Raw genomic sequence first — 18,381 nt, forward strand, 5'->3', positions numbered from 1 at the left:
AGTGTACTTGGTCATGTTTCATCATTCCTGAGTTCAATTTCCTTTTCCACAATCAAATTTAAATGAAGAGCTAGTTTATAAAACGCCTTCCAACGAAGTTTGCCATAGGTTCTCGAACTGATCGGCGGAGCGAATTCGAGAGTGTAAACCTTCTCGTGAGTGATATAGTCATGATCGTTACTCATATATTTTGTCTCTATCAGAAACTTTTCCATCCGTGGAAGCCTATTTACAATACTTTCAATTCTCTTACAGTACTCCTTACGTGCTGCTAAGCTGTCTACGTTGTGTATTGCTATACTCGCCGTCTGATCTGATGTAGTACCTGTATCACTTCGGGGAGTTGCTGACCAAGCTGCTGTTGTAGTTGCTTCGCGTTCTTCGAAAGTAAGGAACTTATTAATGCGATATCGTTCGAACGCCGCCTCTACAGCAGCCTGTGTCTGTTCCCGGTCTATCTCTGGTAAAAAGCTCTGTTGCACTGGGCAATCACCCCTTTGTAAAGAATCCCCCGACAGAAGCCGGGGCGTATATCATCTTAGAACGGCAGATCGTCTTTATTCTCAGGAATTACCGGACCATCTGTATCGTCTTGCTCGGCATCTGCGATCTGATCTAGGGTGAGTTGGTTCTCATCTTCTTCCAAATCAACCGTGCCATCTTGGTTATGAGTTACCTTAACGCCGTTGCCTGGTTGTTTTGGTTGATCCCCGCCCTGTTGTTTAGCGATCACATCCTCAATGGTTAGCTGGTCCATATTCACTTCTTTAATTGCGAGTCCAAGGCGTTTTACGTCCTCAGTCGTTGGACCGTGGCGCTTGATGACCTCAACAAATGCCTCAATATCAGGCGGTACTGTCTTAAGCAATGGGCGCCCGTCAGCTGCTTCCAAAGTGTTGCCGTCCTTGTCCGACTTGAGATCAAGCGTAAAGAGCGCATGATCTAATACGTACCTTTGTTGTGGTTCGCTCATCTTGTTCCACATCTCGGCGTTGAGGTACAGGATAGCGTCTTTTTCCCATGTGCTACGCAGATCATCACCCAGCACCTTAAACTTGCCGAACACTGTCTTACCTTTGGACTTCCACCCGCCGTGCTTCATGAGGATCAGTACCTCTGTGTCTCCAAAATAATGGTGGTGCTTCTGGATCATATCCGCCAGCATTTCATATGTTTCCTCGATTGCTTCTGTGTGAAACTTTTCTGCTTTAGCCATTTATAATTGCTCCTCTCAAATTTGGGTTTTATGAGAAAATAACGACAGCAGCTAGTGCCAGAATCCCTGCAATGCAGACTGCAGCCATATGCATGCTTCTTTCTCTGTTCCAGTCATTTTTGTCTATCGGAAATCCTAAAGATGCTATGATTACAATTGCAAAGATGATCTTAATCCACATTGACGTCAGTCCCCTTATAAGTTCAGTACAGCCAACCCTGCGGCTGTCATTCGTCTATACTTGGACATTCAGGTTTTCCATTTGCTCTATTGCTATTCCTAAGCTCTCTAACTTCTCAAAGTTATTTTTCGCTTCAGTAATTTGTTTGTCCCTAACTTGGTCGACAATCAACAAGCGCAAACTATCATATCTATCCTTGAGCTTATCCAAGGTCTCTATCACGTCTTTTAATTTCACTAAGTTCATGAGTTGCCCTCCTTGGGTGCTGGGGCACCTTTGGAATTTCTCGTTGCATCTTCATGTTCTTTTACCAATCGTTCCATATCAAATCGCAGTGACTTTTCTGCTGAGGTTTCTTTTTTACGAGATCCTACAAATTGCGGTTTATACCCTGTGAAAAACGGCTTGCGACTGATTGTTTCGGATTCATTATCTTCTGTTATTGTGGGTGCTGGGGTATCTGGGTAAAGTACGGATAAAATATGCTTTGCTTGTCTTCGTGTCTGTTCGTCATTTGACTCCATTGCGATGTTGTATAGTACTTTCTGCATGCGAAATTCCCGTTCTCCGCGCTCTTTGGCTTCTTGGAGCCAGTAAGGAAGGGCTGTGCGGGATTCCATGATGAATGTGGTCGTTAAATCATTTTCGCACTCAGCAACAAAATTAAATGGCTCATCGGGCACTGTTTCGTAAATTCTGATTATCCGTGAACCTTCCTCCTGTCCAGCTTCCCAATCGTGTTCGTACCATTCGTTGAGCTGCTTACATAAATCCATATCCTTTTGCCAGTCCCTTTGTGTCATTGGGAATTTACCTCCTCAGCCACCATGCAATCCCGAACTTCATGAAGCATTTCGATTAACACGTCAACTGAATCAATGCTCTTGAAAGTAAAATGAACTTCTGGGTTATGCTCTTCCATTTCCAATCCAGCGTACTCTTCCGTGCGTTCTCCGATCACTCGCGGCTCATGCTGTTTGAAAGACAAGCCGTTTGAACTATTTGTTCCAGTACATACATGGTGAAGCAAAATATCTCCTGCCCCAAACTCTACCGTCTTCATTCCTTCACTGTTCGTTAATATTGGCATCTCTTATATCCTCCTTGTGGGAGAGAAGGGCTATTAACCCTCTCTGTCCCTGTATCTTCGTACTGCGCATCAATTCTTTCTATCATTTACTCGGCATAATCACATACTGGGCTTATGTGCATATAATTGAGGATAAAAATACCTACATTACCGGAGGTTACACACATGAATATGGTTTATCCGTATTGGTTCAGATCACAATTCGTTCCCATTTGGGCAACTTCGACTCAAGATGCGCTTGAATTAATGAGGACTTCAGTCCAAGGGGAGCGAAATGATGAACTTTTTTATGACCAACTCATTCAACTTGCTCCGAATAAAGAACAAGCTGAAATTATTACCTCTATTCGGAATGATGAACGAGGGCATAATCAAATGTTCCGACAAATGTACAGAGAGTTAACTGGACATGAAGTGACAGGAGTTAGCAACGAAGTTCCTGAACATGTTTATTCGTACATTTCCGGGTTGCAAAAAGCTTTCCAAGGTGAATTATCTGCAGTTGAAAAATATCGCAAGATCTGGTTCGGGCTTCCGTACGGTATTTACAAAGACACTTTGTATGGAATTATTCTCGATGAGCAAAAACATGCGGCTAAATATAATAATCTGTTGCTACAAAACCTACATGCAAATCAGTAGCAATTACTTGCGGGAGAGGAGGGATACTCCTACTCCCTTAATGATCTGAATGATCTCTTACGGCTCGCGCCTATTCGGTCGTTACGGGAGCCTGTCGGCCAAGGTCGTTATTTCGTTTCTCCAATGCTTCAATCCAGTCGGCATTTGTCCAGCCTTTTATATCCTCAAACCTAAAATGGTTGCTGCATACCGGGCAAGTCGGAAGCATGCGGTGTTTGCCCCTGCCGTAATGTTGTTGTAGATCCTTGAATAACTTTCCGCTCGGATTATAAGAGGCTATCTCCTTTTTATATTCCAGCATCCTTTCTGTTTCGCGTTGCATGTCATCCCGAACAGTAGCGATGTATAGGATTGCTTCAAACGGATCAATGTAAGCTTTGCATTTGTCGCAGTACACCATTCTGTTTGTAGGATCAACAATTAGTTTTTTCGTGGCACATTTACAGTGCTTTTCAATATTTCGGTTGAGTTGAAGGATCTCCATCCGCACAACATTTTCAGGTAGCTTATCCATTCTGCGCCCCCTGTAGCGTGATATATGCCGCCTCTGCCCTCTCTCGGGGAGTGGCTTTTAACATAGATATGATTTCATCATCTTCCCATATATCTGCCGCCTCGTACCCGTTAACAACGGTTGCTAAGTTGTACAGATATCCTTGTGCATCTACCTCTATAGCCTTTACCTGTACCTCTAGGCTGGCAGCTGGGGCGGTGCAATAGTCTGGCATTTTGTTTGTCCAACGAAAGTCAGGTGCTGTTGCCCACATTCCTCCATGACCATCCTCTTTAAAATCAGTCCACCCCATCAACTCCGCCAGCGCCCGGTTAAGCTGCTGGTCTGTCTTATCCTTTACCTGTGTCATGACTTGGCTCCCTCCATTCCGAGCATGATAACTCGCTCACCGATCCCTTTCCCCGTTATTAGGATGCCTTCAACCTCTATTGACTTACTGGGCAGATGAGCAACCTCATACCCTTTATTGCGAATTGATTCAGCTAATGGTCCGATCATACTTGGCAGGATACCTATAGTGTCGTATCCACCGCCCTTGACCAAAACCGTTATTACGATTGGCTTTTCTTGGCTCATGCCTTGTCGCTCCCTTCCTTATTTTCTAGGGCTGCTCGGGCTAGTTATGGCTTACCTAGCTCATACCATCCAAGTGCTTCGCTTTGTCGGGCTATGGTCTGCTGTGCCTCTGATGACTTGCCCTTAACAAATATCAGTTCGTTGTAGTATTCAGAGGATCTAGCACACTGTTCATCATGAACGGCAAGTATCTTCCGTTTGTCTTCTTTTAGATCCTTGACCTGTTGCTCTGACTCTTTTAGAGCAGCCAGCAGCTCGTTCATGCCTTCACATAAGGCAAACACTTCGCCTCTCAAGTGCGCTTCTGCTCCTCTTGAATTGTCAGCAGCAAACCAACTATCATCAGCAGTTTGTTTGATCTCTTCTATCCGTTCTGGTGTCGGTAAGGAAACTTTTCCTGATTCACTCATTTGCCCCATACCTCCTTATGGCATGCCTTGCAAACTTCCAATTCATTACCGATGAACTTATTTTTCATGACCAGTTCTGAATGTTTTTCCTCACAGAGTTGGCAAAGTGTCCGACCACATTCGGGGCATTTCTTGAGTTCAGTCATATAACCTTTCCTCCGTGCCGTTGTGGACGTGTTGCGTTGTAAGCCATCTTCTCCTTAATTGCTTGCTCCAGATCGATTCCATAACGACCACAGGCGTCAAATACACGAATCACAATGTCTGCCAGCTCGGACGGTATGCCGCATGGTTTCCAAGTATCGTCTGCCATTTCTAAGCGAGTGAGCGTCATCCCGAAAGCGGACTTTTCTTCGTACCAAACCTCTGTAGGCTTCTTGCCATTTCTAAAGTCCTCCAGTGCCTCCGAAGCCTCTGAATGAATCAGGGCAATGATTTCACCAAAACTCCGTTCCTTAACCCACCAACCTTTGTCTACAGCATTACAGTGGGCTTCATTAACCAGCTCATTAATTGTTTTCACGCCTTCGCCGCCTCTCCTTCATCATCCACAACTAAAACTGACGATTCTCTAAGATTCCATCCGCTGTCTTTGCCTTGGCTGATATAAAATACAGAGCTTTCCTCACTGTATGCAATAACGCCTTCTGCCCATTGTTCGTCCTTGGAAAATCTGCCTAATGATAGATTAGTGAATTTGACTCGCTGCCCTTCGAAAAGGTCTTTGCCTTTATCATCAGCACGACCGATATATTGACCGACTGTCTCTGGTCGTACTTGGTAAGCAAACGGGAGTCCTGCCTCGTTGGAAATGTAATACCCCTTTTTCAGATGCCGCACGTCCTCGGGCAGTATTGCTAGATTCCCAATGTGCCAGTTTCCTTCAAGGTCCATGCCCCGGAATTTGTGCTCTCTGCTCATACTGGTTATCTCCTCTCATGATATAAAGCACATAATCAAAAACTATCGAATGGTATTATTTGGGCTGAATAGGTGTTAACTTGAGTAATATAGAGGTGATTGATGTGTCCAAATTTTTATATTTCCTACTTATCTTTGCGATGATTATGGTGTGCGCCCGTATTTGGCGGTCAAGACGTAAGTGAATTGTTTGTTGGGTGCTGTTATACCCCCTTATTTACTAATATCTCAGCAGCAGTGTTAACCTCACTCAACCATCTTTCGTAGGCTTCTCTCCCGGCACCAAGATTTCGTACACATTGCGAACGCAATGGGCAACGATGGCAGTTGTCTTTGAGATTTTCCCGACAGATTTGCTTGGCTGCTTCACTGAGATCTGTCATAGGCTAAACTCCATCTGCCCAACTGCCGGCTTATATCTTTCCAGCACCAACCCTCTACCGGAACCTACACACATCTCAGGTAAGTTTGCTCTTACCAAGGCTTTCGCAAACGGCGGTGGAACAGCATTACCACAACGGGCTACCTGTGCGCTCTTGGAATAACGCTTGCCATCGGCATCCACATTAATGATGTAATTGGATGGGAACCCTTGAGCTGCGAATAGCTCATGTGGCTCAAGCATTCTCATGCCGATATCTACGATCTGATATTCCACACCGTGAATCGTCACAAGCCCAAATCTATCTTTGGTAACTACCGTTTGCAGGGGATCTGATAGATCCTGTCCTACGCTAGAACCGTAGTAAGCAATCAGAAAGGCTCTAACCTCTCCGATATGCAGCCCTCCGGCTGTCACTGTGTGGACTGGCTCATCTGTTGCGTGACCGATATTCGTTCCTCGTAACTTGACCATGTGGCTTGTAACTAAAGCACTCTTTCCGCCTCCGCCAGCTGTCACTGTTCCGATCGGATCATCTATAGCACTACCAACTGACTCTCCGAAATGACGTGCAACGTGAGCTGTAACGATGGCATTATGATCCACCGTTGTGACAGTGGAAAGTGGTTCGTCTACTGCGTTACCTGGTCCTTTATATCCGCCACCATAGTGCTTAATCAAGCAAGCTGCGGCAAGAGCGAATTTGTTACCTCCTGCAGTTACAGTTCCAACAGGTTTATCGAGGTCTAGGACTCGTTTCCCTTCTGGATCTCCGTAGCCCATCTGAATCAGTGTAGGACTAACAAGCAAGTGTTCTGCTTTGGTAGTAATTGTAGTTAATGGATCTTCCACTTCGTATTGCAGGCAGTCACCACCAAATCCAGTCTGACCAATACGAGCAATATAGGGAGTTACTAGACCCCAACCATTCTTTGAAGTGATAGTCTTAAATGGCTCTTCGATAGAATCGCAATAATGATGATTAGATCCACTATGGTTCACCCGCACTATAAACGGATTAGCATTATTGATTACGAACTTCTGAATACCCCGAGCGATTCGACGTAAAGTGTTATCAGCCAGTGGCTTTTTACGTTCAAATATGGATGGGCAAGGAAGCGACCAATCTATAATTTCAGCAGCAGTTCTCCATGGCGCACGCTTGCCGGCTAACACTTCCTGACTATCCGGGGCTCCGTGCGTGGGTTCCGGCCAGACTATCGGGCGTCCATCGCGGCGAGCAATTAGAAACAGTCGTTTACGAATTGTTGGCGCTCCGTAATCGCATGCTCTCAGTTCACGCCATTCCACGTTATATCCTTGACGGCGTAGAGCGTTGACGAAGCAATTGAACGTCCGTCCCTTTTGATCAGGATCGGGATAACCGTCTTTCATCAGCGGTCCCCATGTTTTAAACTCTTCAACATTCTCCAACATGATCACCCGAGGACGTACCGTAGCTGCCCATCTTACTGCGATCCATGCAAGCCCTCGAATGGTCTTTTCTACAGGTTTTCCACCCTTGGCTTTACTGAAGTGCTTGCAGTCGGGTGATAGCCAAACCAATCCTACTGGACGACCTGCTGCAATTTCTCGGGGATCAACGTCCCACACAGATTCACAGTAATGTTCAGTTTCTGGATGATTCGCACGGTGCATGGCTATAGCTGCTGGATCGTGGTTAATCGCTATGTCCACTGATCGTCCAGTTGCAAGCTCAATCCCTGTGGAAGCACCTCCGCCACCTGCGAAGTTATCAACGATGATTTCTCTCATCTTGGATACACCGCCTTGATTTTGTGATTGACCTTGCTCATAGGTTTTTTCCGTCTCCGCTGAATTTCAGCAATAGCATTGTTTTTGTATATTGGCGCAGCTCCGTCATCGTTAAAGGCAATTTCGTAAAGCTGTCCAAGCGTTGCTTTTTTCCAGTTCAATGCTGCCGCCTCCTTACTACCTTTTTACCGTGGCCGATCTTCCCTAATAGGTTTATCCCGCCCTTTTATTAGAGCTTCATATGCCCAGTAGCCTTGCACCTCGCCGTCATATGTCTCGCGAAGCTTGGTCAAGCTGCTGGCTATTGCTCTACATCCAGTAAATACATAGCATTTCTTCAGCGCTTCAATATCCTCGTAAGTAACACGAACTAATGGCTCTCCGAGGAGCTCTTCGGCTTTTTGATAACCCCCATCCCACCATTGACCGTGGCAGTGAATAACTTCGCCATTTTCAAGTGTGATATCAAACTTCCTACCGCCAAAGGCTTCGAATCCTTTAGTCTGTCTTTCGTAGTAAAAGCAACTCACGAAAGTACAGGTGTCATCCAAGCCGATGATTAAATCACCTTGTTTGTAGTAGGTGAAATGAACTGGATTAGAAAGGACATAAGCAATTCCATCATTAAATGTGACTAAGGTTTCAACTTGGTTAGACATACCATTCCTCCTTAAAATAAGCACGTTTGTTCTGTATTTTGGGTGTGACTGCCCGCCGCCGCAGGCTTCCCTGGGCGTTTGTTAGTTTGTGATTTTTCATTGTACGGTACAGGAGCCTTGGCTTCCGGGCTTATAATGGCTTTGATTATTCGTTGTTGATATGATGTGTATAATTCCATGCCTCCGCCATTCTTTACCGTGTAAAGAGCCTGAGCGATCTTAGCAATGATGTAAGCGTCCGTGACGTTGTCGCTACTGTGTTCGTATCCGTAATGCTCTAGAACTCCGGCGGCGACATGCTTCTTTTTTTCTGAGCTCGTCACCCGTTGGTTCCGGTTCACAAACCCCTTGGTCCGCTGTGGGTTAACATCTACAAATTCAAGTCCTTTGCGGTAAAGCATCGAGCGCAGTCCGCCGTGAATCATTCCCGTGGTCACACCTCTTTGCGTTTTCTTGGCTGACTCTTCTATAGCAACGATATCCCCGGGCTTCAGGAGGTTGTATAGCTTGTTTTCCAGCGACACCAACATGCCGATGCTTATCCCTCCCGGCACTCGTTTGCCCACGCCCTTGACGTCTGTCGCCACAAGGACATTGCCCTCTTCATCCAGTGCAACAAATCCGGTTGTCGTGGCTGGGTCAATACCTACAAAGCGCATATCCTCACTCCTTCCGACTCCAAGGAATCAAGTAAATGATGCTCATATATGTTAATCGTGCAGAATATGCGATTCGCTTTTTATAGTAAAGGTGTGTTTCTTGTTTCACTGCTTCAAAGTGTTCTTGACACAATGGCACTAGCGCCCATGTATGTGTACCTGCTGAATGGCAATTAGGACATCTGCATTCTTCCATCTTCCATCCCCCCTATTTGAATTCTTGATACGCAACACCTGCAGCCTTGTATAGCTTGAGGCGTCCCGGGTCTGTAAGAAGCATCTGACCACGGTTGTACTCAAGGACACGTTGCTCTACAAAGTCATAGATTCGTTGCAGTTTGTTGCGTTCTTCCACTGCCAGCGTTAAAGGATCATCCAACAGTTCCGCCTTCTCTACCATCCATGCAAGCGTATTTTCATAGGCTGCATCATCTTCGATTCTTCCTTTGCTGCTCATGCTCTCTCACCTTCTCAGCGAGCTTGTATTTTTGATCCTTGTCCAAGTTCACAAAACGACTGATACTCGGTACGAAGGCCATATCAAATGTGCCTGTCCCAATCTTCCGACCCTTTGCAACGATGATCTCAACGAATCCTTTTTTAGGACTTTCCGGATAGTAATAGTCATCTCGATAGATGAATGTCACAACATCAGCATCTGATTCAATGTCCCCGGAGTCACGCAAGTCTGACATCAACGGCCGCTTATCTGGACGCTGCTCACAACTCCGCCCTACTGCCGATAAGCAGACAACGCAGACCTGTAACTGCCGTGCCATTCGCTTCAGATACTTCGTAATGTACCCAATACGTTCTTTGGTGTTTTCAAAGTTTTTTTCTGTTTGGATGAACTGTAAAAAGTCGATATGGATCACCCAGCGCTTGCCGGGATGTTTCTTTTTCAATGACTTCACTTGTCGGCGGATATACTCTACAGTCGCTCCTGACCGATCATCGATATACAACAACCGCCCGGCGATAATCTCTAAAGCATCCCCATACCGAAGCCAGTCGTTATCAGACATCTGCCCCGATGCTATGCGGTCTCTTTTTATTCCTCCGATACATGATGCAATCTGTTCAACAATCTCCATTCCACCCATCTCCAATGAGAAGACTGCATCCCCCCACCCAGATGACGTTACTGCGTCCACATCATTTGCCATGTAGAGTGTCTTTCCCATTGAAGGGCGGCCTGCCAGAATCTCCAAGTCACCAATTTGATGCCCTTTACTCAATTGGGTGAAATCTTCACTGGCTGCTTTCGCCCCGGTTATACCACCACTGTTGGCACGTTTAGCTATAACTTTTTCATGTCCTTCCAGCAACGTAGCCATATGGACAAGCCCGCCGTCACTGTCTCCTTGCTGCAACTCCTCTAACTGCTCCATCTTGGCTTTAAGCTCAGCGATGTCACCGCCACCGTTTGTTGCAATTTGCCGTCCTAACTCTGCCAATTCCTGCTGGATACGATCGGTACGGACTGCCCGCTGGTAATAAGTGAAACTGTCTGTACTAGGGACAGAATCACGTAGAGCCATGAGGCGTGTAAGCCCTCCAATCCGCTGCAGTCTTGCTCCCCATTTGGATACAAGTACAACAGGATCAAATGGGTTAGCTGCTTCGTCCGAATGTTCCTTTGCATATTGCAGAACCTTGAAAAGGAGTCGGTTATCCTCTTCCTCTTCAGTGAAGTCAGCAGGCACAAGAAAACAATCATCCATCAAGGTGTGATCCTTTAGTAGTGAACCTAGTAGCGCTCGTTCAGCATCAAGATTCATCTGTCTTCACCTTCGTTCTGTAAATAGCATCGATCTTTTTCTGAATGAAGTCCGGTGGTGGACCTACCTTTTCTGTCTCATGATACTCTTGAAGTTCCAAGACTCTCTGCTCCTGCTCCAGCCGTTGAGCCTGGTAAATGGTCATCTCTGTTTTGTGTTCAGTGCATGCGAGATAAATATCTGCTGGATCAGGAGCAAACTTAGGTCTCACCCTACAAAGATTCCTTACAGTTGCATAAGCCACTTCATTAGGAATGTCCTGAAGAATGTCCTGCCAGGTGGATATAACTGCATCTATCTCGTTGTCATTAATCACAAAGCTCCGGTATGCCGAGCGGAGATATTTCAGAATTGCTGTCACGCCGACCCGATCCAATGTTCATCAACTCCCTCTGCATAGCGCGGTCTATTACATCGCCTGTATTTTGGTTTTCTGTTACTGCTGGCTTCAGCATTCCTTCCGGATCTACCACCGGATAATCTTTATAGCGTTTCTGGTTTAGAAAGGTTGAAGGATGAGGAATATATTTTTTATCTGTTTGAAGCAGTTTACAGGTCTCAGCAAAATTGGCTGTATTGTGAATAGCAGTATCCGAATCAAAATCCTCTATCTTGCATAACTTTTCCCATGCCTTTTTTGCGGCTTCTTTAGATATCTTTCTAGGATAGTTACTATAGAAATCATCAAACATCGCTATATTTTCTTTAATACTTTTCTTTAAGATCTTTATTTCTTTTAATGGGGGTCGGATCTGATACCTCGAAACCTCTACTTGGGGGGTCAGATCTGATACCTCGGGGGTACTTGATCTGATACCTCGGATTTCATTATTAAGCGATTCTTGAGGGGTCAGATCTGAACCCTCGGCTGACGTAAACAAGTCTTTTTCACAATCCATTTCATCACCGCTTTTCTGAATAGTCCATTGCTCATAATGTTTATTGAATGATAGCCGCCTAGGCATTACACTCGTTTCTTTTTGAGTAACAAGAATTACTTTTGATTTAATGAGCAGCCCTACCTCCCTTTTGACTGTGCTGGCAGAGAGGCAAGTGAGCTGTTGCAAGAATGTTAGTGCGAAGTCATGGTCTTTCCGGCGATAACCGTAGGTGTACCGCCAGACGATCATGATAATTCTCAGTTGTGTGGCATTGAACTTTCGTTGAGCCACCTGCTCCAATATTTCATTGGCTACACGGGTATAACCATCTTCAAGTTGCGGCCCGTCCATTACCTCACCTGCTTTACTTTAAAAGGGCAATTTGTCATCCCCGTGCCGCTGAAAGTGATCAAAGATCCATTCAGTCAAACGTTCAGCGTCGTTTCCCTCGTCTGCTACAGGAGGTGTGCCCATCCAGTACTTAATAATTTCAGTTACCTCTGTTCGGATATTCGATGGAACATCCTTCTCCGACTCTCGTTCTTCGGTGTATCCGTTGACTAAAGCTGATAGAAAAATCATTACTCTAATTTTTCCTTGCTCTGTTAGACCACGTTCGGACCAATCGATAAGTTTACTCACTCCATAACGTTCTTTGTCTGCATCACTTGCCGTGAAAAACCTACTCGCTATAGCTGCGTTTGATATCCCTTTAATGATTAATTCATCAAGTTCAGCAGCCACTTCCCTTGGTAGTTGTACTTTCTTGCAGTTACGCCAAGCCTCAAGTTCCCACTCTAGCTGCTGATTACGTTCCTTAAGCGCTCCGATATAATGCGGGGCATAATTCGCTGCATACTCACCGTTACGAAGCTTTTCATTTTCTTCTTTAACTCGTTTGATCACCTTGTCCTGTTCTTGGATTGTCCGAGCAGCTTCTGCTAGACACTCAATCATCTTGTATGTTCTTGCTAGTAACTCTGTTGACATTAGCCACACCTCAATTTCATTGTTTTTTGATTCTATATTTCCGATCCTTGCGATCTCTACCGCTTGTCAGCTCACCATAGCAGCGAGGACATACCCGAGTGCGTCCAATGTATTCCTCTCGTTCTGGATTAATCTCTTGACCACACACCTTGCAATCTGGACTGAGGACGTGTATCTCTACTTGTACGGCGGGTTCATTGCTCATAGAGCTGATCCCTAAAATCTACCGCCCACTGTTTTCCATCCTTCGTGTAATCAATCCAGTTGTGGCAGGTCCCAGTATTGACACTAGGACCGCAGAGCATTGCCACATCTTTCACCGTCGTTTTACCGTCGATCTGCCAGCGCCTGATAAGATGGGCACACTGTAAGCCTTTGATGCTTCCACAACGCTCACAGCGTCCACCTGATCGCTCCATAGCTGCGTTGTAGACCTCGTTGCTAATTGCTCCACGTTGTTTGGCTGTGGGCTTATTACGTTTATTCGCTGGCTTCGGCACCGGGTGGAAACCGAAGGCGCTCATTAGTACAGGCTCAATTCTTGAAAGTGTTTGATGCGACTAATCTTCTTCGTTTGACGGCAGTACTCGCACTTTTCGCAGCGTACCGGTTCTACCTTCCCTGACTTAACTTCCTTCACTCTTTCAATGTGATTTCCAACAATCCGCAAGTGAGCAGCGATTGCATCATAATCGAAATAAAGGATTTCATGATCCGGTGGGTCTTGCTTGGTTACAACAACCATGTGAGGCAGCAACCAATCCTCTTCTTTGCGTCCAGATACTTTCCGTTCAACCTCGGCATATACAGACATCTGAATGATGTAGCCGTAGTGATCAAGGAAGTTCTCATAAGCCTGAGCCTCGCGGTTCCAAAACTTCCCGTCCATCTCTTTCATGGTTTTTAAATCAGCGAATATTTTATGTTCAGGTTGGTAACTGTCCAGCATGACCTTCCAAGGGATACCGAACATTTCCGTGGTCATTATGACCTCTTTCTTTCCAGCCAATGCCTTCATTACCAAAGGATCATTCTCTAGGACCTCGATCATTTTATTGCAGTGTTGAAAGTTTGATTTAAGCTGCCCGGCTGTCGGACCACGGCTGCTGTATAGATCCGGATTATCTGCTTTGAATTCATCAAGCGTTCCTTCGTTCCAAGCGTGGACGAAATGCCCCTCCATGAAAGTCACGGAAGCCGGACGAACATATTCTCCATTGATAGTAGCCATTGCCTGAGCCTCACACCCCCCATAGGAGGGAAGGAAGCTCTTGAACTGGCTCACGCTCATATAGTGACGGTTGGCTTCTTGGCTGAAGTAGTTTGATTTATTCAGTTCCATCAGTCGTACCCTCCCCGACCTCTGTAAACTCCCCGTCGATCACAGTTGCTTTGGGATTCAGTGGACTTTCCTGTGCCGGACGCGCCCGTTCCCGTTCCTGGTTAAAGTCCATGTCTGCAGCTTCTTCGAAGGCTTTCTTTTGCTCGATTGTGTCAAAATCCAATTCAATGTTCTTGCAAAGACGGCGGAGTATTGTTTTCTTATACATCTCTCCCGGAGTTGCCACCCACGCCTTGGAGTATTCATTCGTCTTTTTGTTCTTCCGTGAGAAGTTGACTTTGATTTCCTCAATCTCTTTTTTGCTCATGGTGTCGTAATTCATTGAGCCGTCTTCGTATAAGACAATGGCGAAAGCACCTAATATTTCCCCGTCGTTAAACGGGAGTGGCTTAAATGAAATTGACTGCTTACCGCCTTCAATCATCTCGTTAAATTCATCGCCAACTCGCACCAATTTGGCATAAATGTCCTTGATCTTATTAATGCTGTACTTCTTGGCAAGCTTGACCTCACCTTTGTAGTCTGTTTGAAACTCGACGGACCCTCCATAGATAATGGCGTAGCATTCCTTATTAAAGAAATCTAGCCCCAAGAATGCTCCTTTGAGCATCGTTCTGGCTACGCTCATGGCGTTACATTCTGCAATTCCATTGGTATCCTGCAGAACGGTCAGACAGTTTTGCATAAATCTAGTCTTATTAAAACCGGAGGGCAATGCCTCTGATTTAGCATCAATTAATTTTTCAAGATTGCTATGAATTGTGGCTAACTGAGTATTTGGCTGTGCGTTTGTCATTTCTTATCCCTCCACAATTTCGATATTCAGATCTTTGCCCTCAACCGTCGAGAGCAAGAAGTATTGGTAATCATCGTGTTGAGCGTTCTCCAAAATCGATTGTTGCTTGCTTCCGAGGTTCTGGTAACCATCAATGCAGATTACCTTTAGCGGACCTGACTGAGCCTTAGCAAGCTTAAATGCGAAGTCCAGCGCCTCCCCTTCAGATAATCCATCGATAAGTGTGCCATCAATCCGGATACGTCCTTTATCATCTACAGTCAATCCATCCACTGGCAGCGCAGCTGTCTTAAGCAATTCTTTCGGCAGCTCGCGCGCCTTCTCAATCTTTGAAGTTAGGTCAGCGGACCGCGCTTCTTTCGGAGACAACTTTTCACGAATGATATCGCTCATCCGTTCCCACTCTCGAAGATACTCTTTCATCTCAGCCGCTTTATGAGCAGCAGCTTGTAACGGCTCTGGGTCAATCCATTCAACATCTGCAATCACTTGCTCAGCATCGCCTGACTTCGCTTTCTCTGCCGAAATTAGGCTGGCTTCGTGATCTTTGATCTTCTCCAGATCCTTGCGCTCATGCTCCGCGATATTATTAAGTGAAGAAGACTTTTCTGCGATCAATTGGCGGTGCTCGCTGACATATCCCTTATTCAGTTCAACCTCACGTTGGACATCTTCCCGGACGTTGAGTTTTTTCTGTTGATATTGAAGTTTGAGGCGTTCAATCGCCTGCTCCATTTCGTTGTCCAACTGTAGGGACGCATCTGCGATTCGGCGGTCAGCATCGTCAATGATCTTTTGATCCTGCTCGATACGCTCCTCTAACCGCTTGATGCTGTCTTGCAGTGTGTCGCGTTGTCTCCGATAACCTAGAACCCTTTCTTCTGTAGCGTTAGCAGAGCGCTGCTTTATGTCCTCTATTCGCAACGTCAATCCATCAATTAATGTCTTCGCCTCTTCCAACTTCTTATTGGATTCCTGAGCATCTGACAGTTTGCGGTAAAGCTTCTGCAGGTCTACCCCGCGCCACTCTTCGCCATCATAGTTCGGTGGAAGGTCTCGCTTAATCCCTTCGATGTTTGCTCGTAGCAGGTTAATTTCACGATTGATGCTGGAACGCTCTTCGAAATATGCTGATTCGATCTGCTTCAAAATCTGCAGGATATGCAATTGGTAATCTGCTTCGGGCATCTCGCCGAACCAAGCCTTGATATTCTCAACCGTCCAATCGATCTGAAGCATATTCAGGATGATCTCGGTTTGCTCTTTGGAATCCTTCTGAACGAATTCAATCGGACGGAAAATATCACCATTAATCAGTTTGCGTAGGAAAGCTTCTGTGCTGCTAACTGCCTTGCTATCATGCTTAACCTTGAGATAGTCCGCCTTTTCCGATCTAACCTTGCGGGTGATCTGGAGACCGTCCGTCAGCTCTACAAACAATTCAGCCTCTTCATGTCCGTGGCTGATAACTTCTGTACGCCGACTATTATTGGTCAGTGCCTTTTCCAGCGCCTCTATCAAACTTGTTTTTCCAGCGCCTGAGTCACCATCAACTTTATTTATTTTGCCGGGAGATACTTCTAGTTCGCTGATCCCTAGCCAATCCGTGATTTTAATCCGTTTGATATGCAGCATCTTTACAGCCTCCTGATTTTTGTGTTATATTGACCGTGAATTTTTGAATAAGTGTTTGACTAACGTCCCCGGTTGCAGCCAGGGGCGTTATTTGTTATTTTCACCGTTGAGACCACCCAGAACGCCTTGTGTAGCAACGATGTGAAGTGCCTGCGACTCCGAAAAGCCTGCTTTAACAAGTTCCAAGAAGTAAGCTCTGTGAGCCTTTGCTACTGCTCCATAAGCTCCTAGTAATGCTGGTAAAGCCTTCGTCAGCGAATCAGCAGCCAATTCGAACTCCATTCTTTCATGTGGTTTCATTTAACAAGTTCCTCCTTATAGGGCAGCCAGTTCTTCCTCAAGCTGCTGGATTTCTTCGTTGATTGCTTCGACCGCGAATGTTTTGATATTCGCAACCACTCTGGCTGATGCACGGTGACCACTGTACCCCACAGAATCCAAGGTCACTCCGTTATCTCTCCACGAGAATTTGATCTCTTCGGCATTAATCAGTCGCTCAGCTTGCTTGCTTAATTCATCGATCTTGTTGACAATTACAGTGGCTTTCTTAGTGCGATCGGTCATGTACTCCAGTGTTTTTCTGTCCATCGTTTTTCCCCGCTTTCTATTGTTTTTGGGCTCAAAACCCCGATTTTGGCAAAAAAATAATAGGCCTTCGAGATTTCGCCGTTTTTAAGACCTGCCGATTAACCTTGTTCACCTCCCTTTACGTCTACTTGATCTCCTGTCTTTCGCAAATGTAGAATCACTAGGGTAACCTATATTCACCTTCTGAACTGGCACATGTCCCTCTAGATTCTTATTGGCTGCTTGAGGATCGTATCCGATACTTTGCGGCTTGCCGTATTTCCCAAACAACTCTTTGCGCTCCATGTTATGAGCCGTGCGGCAATGATTGACTGTGATTACATCACCTGTATGACCACAATTGGGATAAGGACATCTGACTGTGCTGCAAATGATTAGTGTCATAGAGTTAACCCCAGACTAACGATGAGCGCCTGATCCACCTGCTTCATATCCTCTATGGTGAGCTGAGTGCTACAACTCTGTAGCCTCGTCTTATCGATGGTCCTTAATTGCTCTAACAACACCATTGAGTCTTTTGGCATCTCGTATGATTTGTTGATGTAGTAATGTACTGGTAAATCTTTACGCTTTGAGTGACTGATTGCAGCAACGATGACAGTTGGGCTATACTTATTCCCTTTATCATTTTGAATTATGAGCACCGGACGATTTCCACCTTGCTCATGCCCTTGATAACTATCAAATTTCACCCACCATATTTCTCCGCGTTTCGGTTCAATGATCATATGCACACCGCCAGTTGTTCTGCAGGAGAAGCCCACAAACTATTAACAGCTTCTGTATGTTGGCGGCGTTGTTCTTTAGCAAACTGTTCTGTCTTTGGATCTTCGAGGTATTGCGCAGTCTTCACTGTGTCTAGCCAGAAAATAATTTCCTCTCGATGGAATCTGAGAGCGTCTTTCTTCTCATTCATGCCATACCCTCCAGTTCTAATTGCAATGACTCAACCGCCACTAACATTCCTGCATTCCCAGACCAATAGCTCCGAGCTCTGTCGATAAAACCCTGCATCTGCTCCTTAGTACAGCCTCGACGCTTACAATCCTGTAAAACATTTGATAAATCAGTTGATGCGCTCATTTCAGTTGTGCCTCCCATTCAATCAATTTATCAGTGAAGTGCTGCGCCAGATCCATGTTTCCTGTACAATGCGCCGCTAATGTCGCTTCTTTAATGCCGTCCACCTGCTGGACGATGTTCAAATTATCCATGAGTAAGGGCGTAATCAGTGCTAGTTCTGCTTCTCCGATGATAAGCTCGCCTTTAATGTTGCTATTCATGTAAGTAATGCGAGCTAAAGCGCGATGTGTAGGATGGATGAATACTGCCATTTGCAGGA

At 45.5% G+C, this 18,381-nt stretch carries 35 protein-coding genes; 1 reads left to right on the plus strand and 34 read right to left on the minus strand.

What is annotated here, in order from left to right; translation table 11 throughout:
• Positions 1–11 precede the first annotated feature (11 nt).
• The 6 genes from NYE58_RS21015 to NYE58_RS21040 are packed head-to-tail and all read right to left on the minus strand — an operon-like array spanning position 12 to position 2,487.
• Positions 12–482 carry an ArpU family phage packaging/lysis transcriptional regulator gene (locus NYE58_RS21015; protein WP_076277318.1) on the minus strand — a complete coding sequence of 157 codons (471 nt, stop codon included), beginning with the start codon at positions 480–482 and terminating at the stop codon, positions 12–14.
• Positions 483–538: 56 nt separating this feature from the next.
• Positions 539–1,216 carry a putative metallopeptidase gene (locus NYE58_RS21020; RefSeq protein WP_076277317.1) on the minus strand — a complete coding sequence of 226 codons (678 nt, stop codon included), beginning with the start codon at positions 1,214–1,216 and terminating at the stop codon, positions 539–541.
• A 28-nt stretch (positions 1,217–1,244) separates the two neighbouring features.
• Positions 1,245–1,397 carry a hypothetical protein gene (locus tag NYE58_RS21025; RefSeq protein WP_179087030.1) on the minus strand — a complete coding sequence of 51 codons (153 nt, stop codon included), beginning with the start codon at positions 1,395–1,397 and terminating at the stop codon, positions 1,245–1,247.
• Between the two features lie 54 nt (positions 1,398–1,451).
• Positions 1,452–1,643 (minus strand): hypothetical protein, encoded by a 192-nt coding sequence (locus tag NYE58_RS21030; protein WP_341002968.1) that lies wholly within the window; start codon positions 1,641–1,643, stop codon positions 1,452–1,454.
• Positions 1,640–2,200, minus strand: coding sequence for a hypothetical protein (locus NYE58_RS21035; protein WP_341002969.1), 561 nt, complete (start codon positions 2,198–2,200; stop codon positions 1,640–1,642). The genes NYE58_RS21030 and NYE58_RS21035 overlap by 4 nt, the downstream gene beginning before the upstream one ends.
• The gene (locus NYE58_RS21040) at positions 2,197–2,487 is read right to left on the minus strand and encodes a hypothetical protein (protein WP_341002353.1); all 291 of its coding nucleotides are present in this window, start codon (positions 2,485–2,487) and stop codon (positions 2,197–2,199) included. Before NYE58_RS21040 ends, NYE58_RS21035 begins: the two co-directional genes overlap by 4 nt.
• 165 nt (positions 2,488–2,652) lie before the next feature.
• On the opposite strand from NYE58_RS21040, the gene NYE58_RS21045 reads away from it, so the two are divergent.
• Positions 2,653–3,129 (plus strand): ferritin-like domain-containing protein, encoded by a 477-nt coding sequence (locus NYE58_RS21045; protein ID WP_341002970.1) that lies wholly within the window; start codon positions 2,653–2,655, stop codon positions 3,127–3,129.
• A 70-nt stretch (positions 3,130–3,199) separates the two neighbouring features.
• Here NYE58_RS21045 and NYE58_RS21050 read toward each other — a convergent pair whose 3' ends face one another.
• The 28 genes from NYE58_RS21050 to NYE58_RS21180 all read right to left on the minus strand — a co-directional run bounded on the left by NYE58_RS21050 (position 3,200) and on the right by NYE58_RS21180 (position 18,373).
• Positions 3,200–3,643, minus strand: coding sequence for a hypothetical protein (locus tag NYE58_RS21050; RefSeq protein ID WP_339245853.1), 444 nt, complete (start codon positions 3,641–3,643; stop codon positions 3,200–3,202).
• Positions 3,636–3,992 (minus strand): hypothetical protein, encoded by a 357-nt coding sequence (locus NYE58_RS21055; RefSeq protein WP_341002971.1) that lies wholly within the window; start codon positions 3,990–3,992, stop codon positions 3,636–3,638. The genes NYE58_RS21050 and NYE58_RS21055 overlap by 8 nt, the downstream gene beginning before the upstream one ends.
• The gene (locus NYE58_RS21060; protein WP_341002973.1) at positions 3,989–4,219 is read right to left on the minus strand and encodes a hypothetical protein; all 231 of its coding nucleotides are present in this window, start codon (positions 4,217–4,219) and stop codon (positions 3,989–3,991) included. Before NYE58_RS21060 ends, NYE58_RS21055 begins: the two co-directional genes overlap by 4 nt.
• 44 nt (positions 4,220–4,263) lie before the next feature.
• Positions 4,264–4,629: a hypothetical protein gene (locus tag NYE58_RS21065; protein WP_341002974.1), complete on the minus strand. Its 366-nt coding sequence runs from the start codon at positions 4,627–4,629 to the stop codon at positions 4,264–4,266.
• A gap of 142 nt (positions 4,630–4,771) precedes the next feature.
• Positions 4,772–5,152, minus strand: a complete 381-nt coding sequence (locus NYE58_RS21070) for a hypothetical protein (protein WP_341002879.1) — start codon at positions 5,150–5,152, stop codon at positions 4,772–4,774.
• Positions 5,149–5,550: a hypothetical protein gene (locus NYE58_RS21075; protein ID WP_076277310.1), complete on the minus strand. Its 402-nt coding sequence runs from the start codon at positions 5,548–5,550 to the stop codon at positions 5,149–5,151. The genes NYE58_RS21070 and NYE58_RS21075 overlap by 4 nt, the downstream gene beginning before the upstream one ends.
• 203 nt (positions 5,551–5,753) lie before the next feature.
• Entirely contained in the window at positions 5,754–5,933 is a 180-nt protein-coding gene (locus tag NYE58_RS21080; RefSeq protein WP_144024925.1) for a hypothetical protein, read from the minus strand.
• A complete protein-coding gene (locus NYE58_RS21085; protein ID WP_341002975.1) occupies positions 5,930–7,708 on the minus strand; it encodes a DNA cytosine methyltransferase in 1,779 nt (592 codons plus the stop codon). Before NYE58_RS21085 ends, NYE58_RS21080 begins: the two co-directional genes overlap by 4 nt.
• A complete protein-coding gene (locus tag NYE58_RS21090; RefSeq protein ID WP_341001721.1) occupies positions 7,705–7,869 on the minus strand; it encodes a hypothetical protein in 165 nt (54 codons plus the stop codon). Before NYE58_RS21090 ends, NYE58_RS21085 begins: the two co-directional genes overlap by 4 nt.
• Positions 7,870–7,893: 24 nt before the next feature.
• Positions 7,894–8,367: a hypothetical protein gene (locus tag NYE58_RS21095; RefSeq protein ID WP_341001717.1), complete on the minus strand. Its 474-nt coding sequence runs from the start codon at positions 8,365–8,367 to the stop codon at positions 7,894–7,896.
• Positions 8,368–8,378: 11 nt separating this feature from the next.
• Complete coding sequence (locus tag NYE58_RS21100; RefSeq protein WP_341001716.1) at positions 8,379–9,026, minus strand: hypothetical protein; 648 nt, start codon at positions 9,024–9,026, stop codon at positions 8,379–8,381.
• Positions 9,027–9,234: 208 nt separating this feature from the next.
• A complete protein-coding gene (locus tag NYE58_RS21105; protein WP_341001714.1) occupies positions 9,235–9,483 on the minus strand; it encodes a hypothetical protein in 249 nt (82 codons plus the stop codon).
• Positions 9,455–10,807: a replicative DNA helicase gene (locus NYE58_RS21110; RefSeq protein ID WP_341001712.1), complete on the minus strand. Its 1,353-nt coding sequence runs from the start codon at positions 10,805–10,807 to the stop codon at positions 9,455–9,457. The genes NYE58_RS21105 and NYE58_RS21110 overlap by 29 nt, the downstream gene beginning before the upstream one ends.
• Complete coding sequence (locus NYE58_RS21115) at positions 10,797–11,123, minus strand: hypothetical protein (protein WP_341001710.1); 327 nt, start codon at positions 11,121–11,123, stop codon at positions 10,797–10,799. Before NYE58_RS21115 ends, NYE58_RS21110 begins: the two co-directional genes overlap by 11 nt.
• Entirely contained in the window at positions 11,116–12,039 is a 924-nt protein-coding gene (locus tag NYE58_RS21120) for a replication protein (protein WP_341002977.1), read from the minus strand. Before NYE58_RS21120 ends, NYE58_RS21115 begins: the two co-directional genes overlap by 8 nt.
• Before the next feature lie 18 nt (positions 12,040–12,057).
• Positions 12,058–12,678, minus strand: coding sequence for a hypothetical protein (locus NYE58_RS21125; protein ID WP_341002979.1), 621 nt, complete (start codon positions 12,676–12,678; stop codon positions 12,058–12,060).
• A 16-nt stretch (positions 12,679–12,694) separates the two neighbouring features.
• Complete coding sequence (locus NYE58_RS37550) at positions 12,695–12,883, minus strand: TraR/DksA C4-type zinc finger protein (protein WP_370511607.1); 189 nt, start codon at positions 12,881–12,883, stop codon at positions 12,695–12,697.
• Entirely contained in the window at positions 12,873–13,202 is a 330-nt protein-coding gene (locus tag NYE58_RS21130) for a hypothetical protein (protein WP_076218639.1), read from the minus strand. Before NYE58_RS21130 ends, NYE58_RS37550 begins: the two co-directional genes overlap by 11 nt.
• Positions 13,202–14,020 (minus strand): PD-(D/E)XK nuclease-like domain-containing protein, encoded by an 819-nt coding sequence (locus NYE58_RS21135; RefSeq protein ID WP_076218640.1) that lies wholly within the window; start codon positions 14,018–14,020, stop codon positions 13,202–13,204. The genes NYE58_RS21130 and NYE58_RS21135 overlap by 1 nt, the downstream gene beginning before the upstream one ends.
• Positions 14,007–14,816 carry a RecT family recombinase gene (locus tag NYE58_RS21140; protein ID WP_341002980.1) on the minus strand — a complete coding sequence of 270 codons (810 nt, stop codon included), beginning with the start codon at positions 14,814–14,816 and terminating at the stop codon, positions 14,007–14,009. The genes NYE58_RS21135 and NYE58_RS21140 overlap by 14 nt, the downstream gene beginning before the upstream one ends.
• 3 nt (positions 14,817–14,819) lie before the next feature.
• Positions 14,820–16,451, minus strand: coding sequence for an AAA family ATPase (locus NYE58_RS21145; RefSeq protein WP_076218642.1), 1,632 nt, complete (start codon positions 16,449–16,451; stop codon positions 14,820–14,822).
• A gap of 87 nt (positions 16,452–16,538) precedes the next feature.
• Positions 16,539–16,751, minus strand: coding sequence for a hypothetical protein (locus NYE58_RS21150; protein WP_076218643.1), 213 nt, complete (start codon positions 16,749–16,751; stop codon positions 16,539–16,541).
• A 15-nt stretch (positions 16,752–16,766) separates the two neighbouring features.
• The gene (locus NYE58_RS21155) at positions 16,767–17,039 is read right to left on the minus strand and encodes a hypothetical protein (protein WP_341002981.1); all 273 of its coding nucleotides are present in this window, start codon (positions 17,037–17,039) and stop codon (positions 16,767–16,769) included.
• A 108-nt stretch (positions 17,040–17,147) separates the two neighbouring features.
• Complete coding sequence (locus tag NYE58_RS21160; protein ID WP_076218645.1) at positions 17,148–17,423, minus strand: hypothetical protein; 276 nt, start codon at positions 17,421–17,423, stop codon at positions 17,148–17,150.
• Positions 17,420–17,767, minus strand: coding sequence for a type II toxin-antitoxin system PemK/MazF family toxin (locus NYE58_RS21165; RefSeq protein ID WP_076218646.1), 348 nt, complete (start codon positions 17,765–17,767; stop codon positions 17,420–17,422). Before NYE58_RS21165 ends, NYE58_RS21160 begins: the two co-directional genes overlap by 4 nt.
• Positions 17,764–17,955 (minus strand): hypothetical protein, encoded by a 192-nt coding sequence (locus NYE58_RS21170; RefSeq protein WP_076218647.1) that lies wholly within the window; start codon positions 17,953–17,955, stop codon positions 17,764–17,766. The genes NYE58_RS21165 and NYE58_RS21170 overlap by 4 nt, the downstream gene beginning before the upstream one ends.
• Positions 17,952–18,122: a hypothetical protein gene (locus tag NYE58_RS21175; protein ID WP_179087480.1), complete on the minus strand. Its 171-nt coding sequence runs from the start codon at positions 18,120–18,122 to the stop codon at positions 17,952–17,954. Before NYE58_RS21175 ends, NYE58_RS21170 begins: the two co-directional genes overlap by 4 nt.
• Positions 18,119–18,373 carry a DUF7667 family protein gene (locus NYE58_RS21180; RefSeq protein ID WP_076218648.1) on the minus strand — a complete coding sequence of 85 codons (255 nt, stop codon included), beginning with the start codon at positions 18,371–18,373 and terminating at the stop codon, positions 18,119–18,121. Before NYE58_RS21180 ends, NYE58_RS21175 begins: the two co-directional genes overlap by 4 nt.
• Between the last annotated feature and the right edge of the window lie 8 nt (positions 18,374–18,381).

It is taken from the genome of Paenibacillus sp. FSL L8-0708 (genome assembly GCF_038009325.1).
GTDB classification, from domain to species: Bacteria; Bacillota; Bacilli; order Paenibacillales; family Paenibacillaceae; genus Paenibacillus_AQ; species Paenibacillus_AQ odorifer.

Bases quoted from the DNA above. Each gene is read 5' to 3' on its own strand.
- NYE58_RS21020 (WP_076277317.1), bottom strand. From the start codon at position 1,216: ATGGCTAAAGCAGAAAAGTTTCACACAGAAGCAATCGAGGAAACATAT.
- NYE58_RS21025 (WP_179087030.1), bottom strand. From the start codon at position 1,397: ATGTGGATTAAGATCATCTTTGCAATTGTAATCATAGCATCTTTAGGA.
- NYE58_RS21030 (WP_341002968.1), bottom strand. From the start codon at position 1,643: ATGAACTTAGTGAAATTAAAAGACGTGATAGAGACCTTGGATAAGCTC.
- NYE58_RS21035 (WP_341002969.1), bottom strand. From the start codon at position 2,200: ATGACACAAAGGGACTGGCAAAAGGATATGGATTTATGTAAGCAGCTC.
- NYE58_RS21040 (WP_341002353.1), bottom strand. From the start codon at position 2,487: ATGCCAATATTAACGAACAGTGAAGGAATGAAGACGGTAGAGTTTGGG.
- NYE58_RS21045 (WP_341002970.1), top strand. From the start codon at position 2,653: ATGAATATGGTTTATCCGTATTGGTTCAGATCACAATTCGTTCCCATT.
- NYE58_RS21050 (WP_339245853.1), bottom strand. From the start codon at position 3,643: ATGGATAAGCTACCTGAAAATGTTGTGCGGATGGAGATCCTTCAACTC.
- NYE58_RS21055 (WP_341002971.1), bottom strand. From the start codon at position 3,992: ATGACACAGGTAAAGGATAAGACAGACCAGCAGCTTAACCGGGCGCTG.
- NYE58_RS21060 (WP_341002973.1), bottom strand. From the start codon at position 4,219: ATGAGCCAAGAAAAGCCAATCGTAATAACGGTTTTGGTCAAGGGCGGT.
- NYE58_RS21065 (WP_341002974.1), bottom strand. From the start codon at position 4,629: ATGAGTGAATCAGGAAAAGTTTCCTTACCGACACCAGAACGGATAGAA.
- NYE58_RS21075 (WP_076277310.1), bottom strand. From the start codon at position 5,550: ATGAGCAGAGAGCACAAATTCCGGGGCATGGACCTTGAAGGAAACTGG.
- NYE58_RS21080 (WP_144024925.1), bottom strand. From the start codon at position 5,933: ATGACAGATCTCAGTGAAGCAGCCAAGCAAATCTGTCGGGAAAATCTC.
- NYE58_RS21085 (WP_341002975.1), bottom strand. From the start codon at position 7,708: ATGAGAGAAATCATCGTTGATAACTTCGCAGGTGGCGGAGGTGCTTCC.
- NYE58_RS21095 (WP_341001717.1), bottom strand. From the start codon at position 8,367: ATGTCTAACCAAGTTGAAACCTTAGTCACATTTAATGATGGAATTGCT.
- NYE58_RS21100 (WP_341001716.1), bottom strand. From the start codon at position 9,026: ATGCGCTTTGTAGGTATTGACCCAGCCACGACAACCGGATTTGTTGCA.
- NYE58_RS21105 (WP_341001714.1), bottom strand. From the start codon at position 9,483: ATGAGCAGCAAAGGAAGAATCGAAGATGATGCAGCCTATGAAAATACG.
- NYE58_RS21110 (WP_341001712.1), bottom strand. From the start codon at position 10,807: ATGAATCTTGATGCTGAACGAGCGCTACTAGGTTCACTACTAAAGGAT.
- NYE58_RS21120 (WP_341002977.1), bottom strand. From the start codon at position 12,039: ATGGACGGGCCGCAACTTGAAGATGGTTATACCCGTGTAGCCAATGAA.
- NYE58_RS21125 (WP_341002979.1), bottom strand. From the start codon at position 12,678: ATGTCAACAGAGTTACTAGCAAGAACATACAAGATGATTGAGTGTCTA.
- NYE58_RS37550 (WP_370511607.1), bottom strand. From the start codon at position 12,883: ATGAGCAATGAACCCGCCGTACAAGTAGAGATACACGTCCTCAGTCCA.
- NYE58_RS21130 (WP_076218639.1), bottom strand. From the start codon at position 13,202: ATGAGCGCCTTCGGTTTCCACCCGGTGCCGAAGCCAGCGAATAAACGT.
- NYE58_RS21135 (WP_076218640.1), bottom strand. From the start codon at position 14,020: ATGGAACTGAATAAATCAAACTACTTCAGCCAAGAAGCCAACCGTCAC.
- NYE58_RS21140 (WP_341002980.1), bottom strand. From the start codon at position 14,816: ATGACAAACGCACAGCCAAATACTCAGTTAGCCACAATTCATAGCAAT.
- NYE58_RS21145 (WP_076218642.1), bottom strand. From the start codon at position 16,451: ATGCTGCATATCAAACGGATTAAAATCACGGATTGGCTAGGGATCAGC.
- NYE58_RS21150 (WP_076218643.1), bottom strand. From the start codon at position 16,751: ATGAAACCACATGAAAGAATGGAGTTCGAATTGGCTGCTGATTCGCTG.
- NYE58_RS21155 (WP_341002981.1), bottom strand. From the start codon at position 17,039: ATGGACAGAAAAACACTGGAGTACATGACCGATCGCACTAAGAAAGCC.
- NYE58_RS21160 (WP_076218645.1), bottom strand. From the start codon at position 17,423: ATGACACTAATCATTTGCAGCACAGTCAGATGTCCTTATCCCAATTGT.
- NYE58_RS21165 (WP_076218646.1), bottom strand. From the start codon at position 17,767: ATGATCATTGAACCGAAACGCGGAGAAATATGGTGGGTGAAATTTGAT.
- NYE58_RS21170 (WP_076218647.1), bottom strand. From the start codon at position 17,955: ATGAATGAGAAGAAAGACGCTCTCAGATTCCATCGAGAGGAAATTATT.
- NYE58_RS21175 (WP_179087480.1), bottom strand. From the start codon at position 18,122: ATGAGCGCATCAACTGATTTATCAAATGTTTTACAGGATTGTAAGCGT.
- NYE58_RS21180 (WP_076218648.1), bottom strand. From the start codon at position 18,373: ATGGCAGTATTCATCCATCCTACACATCGCGCTTTAGCTCGCATTACT.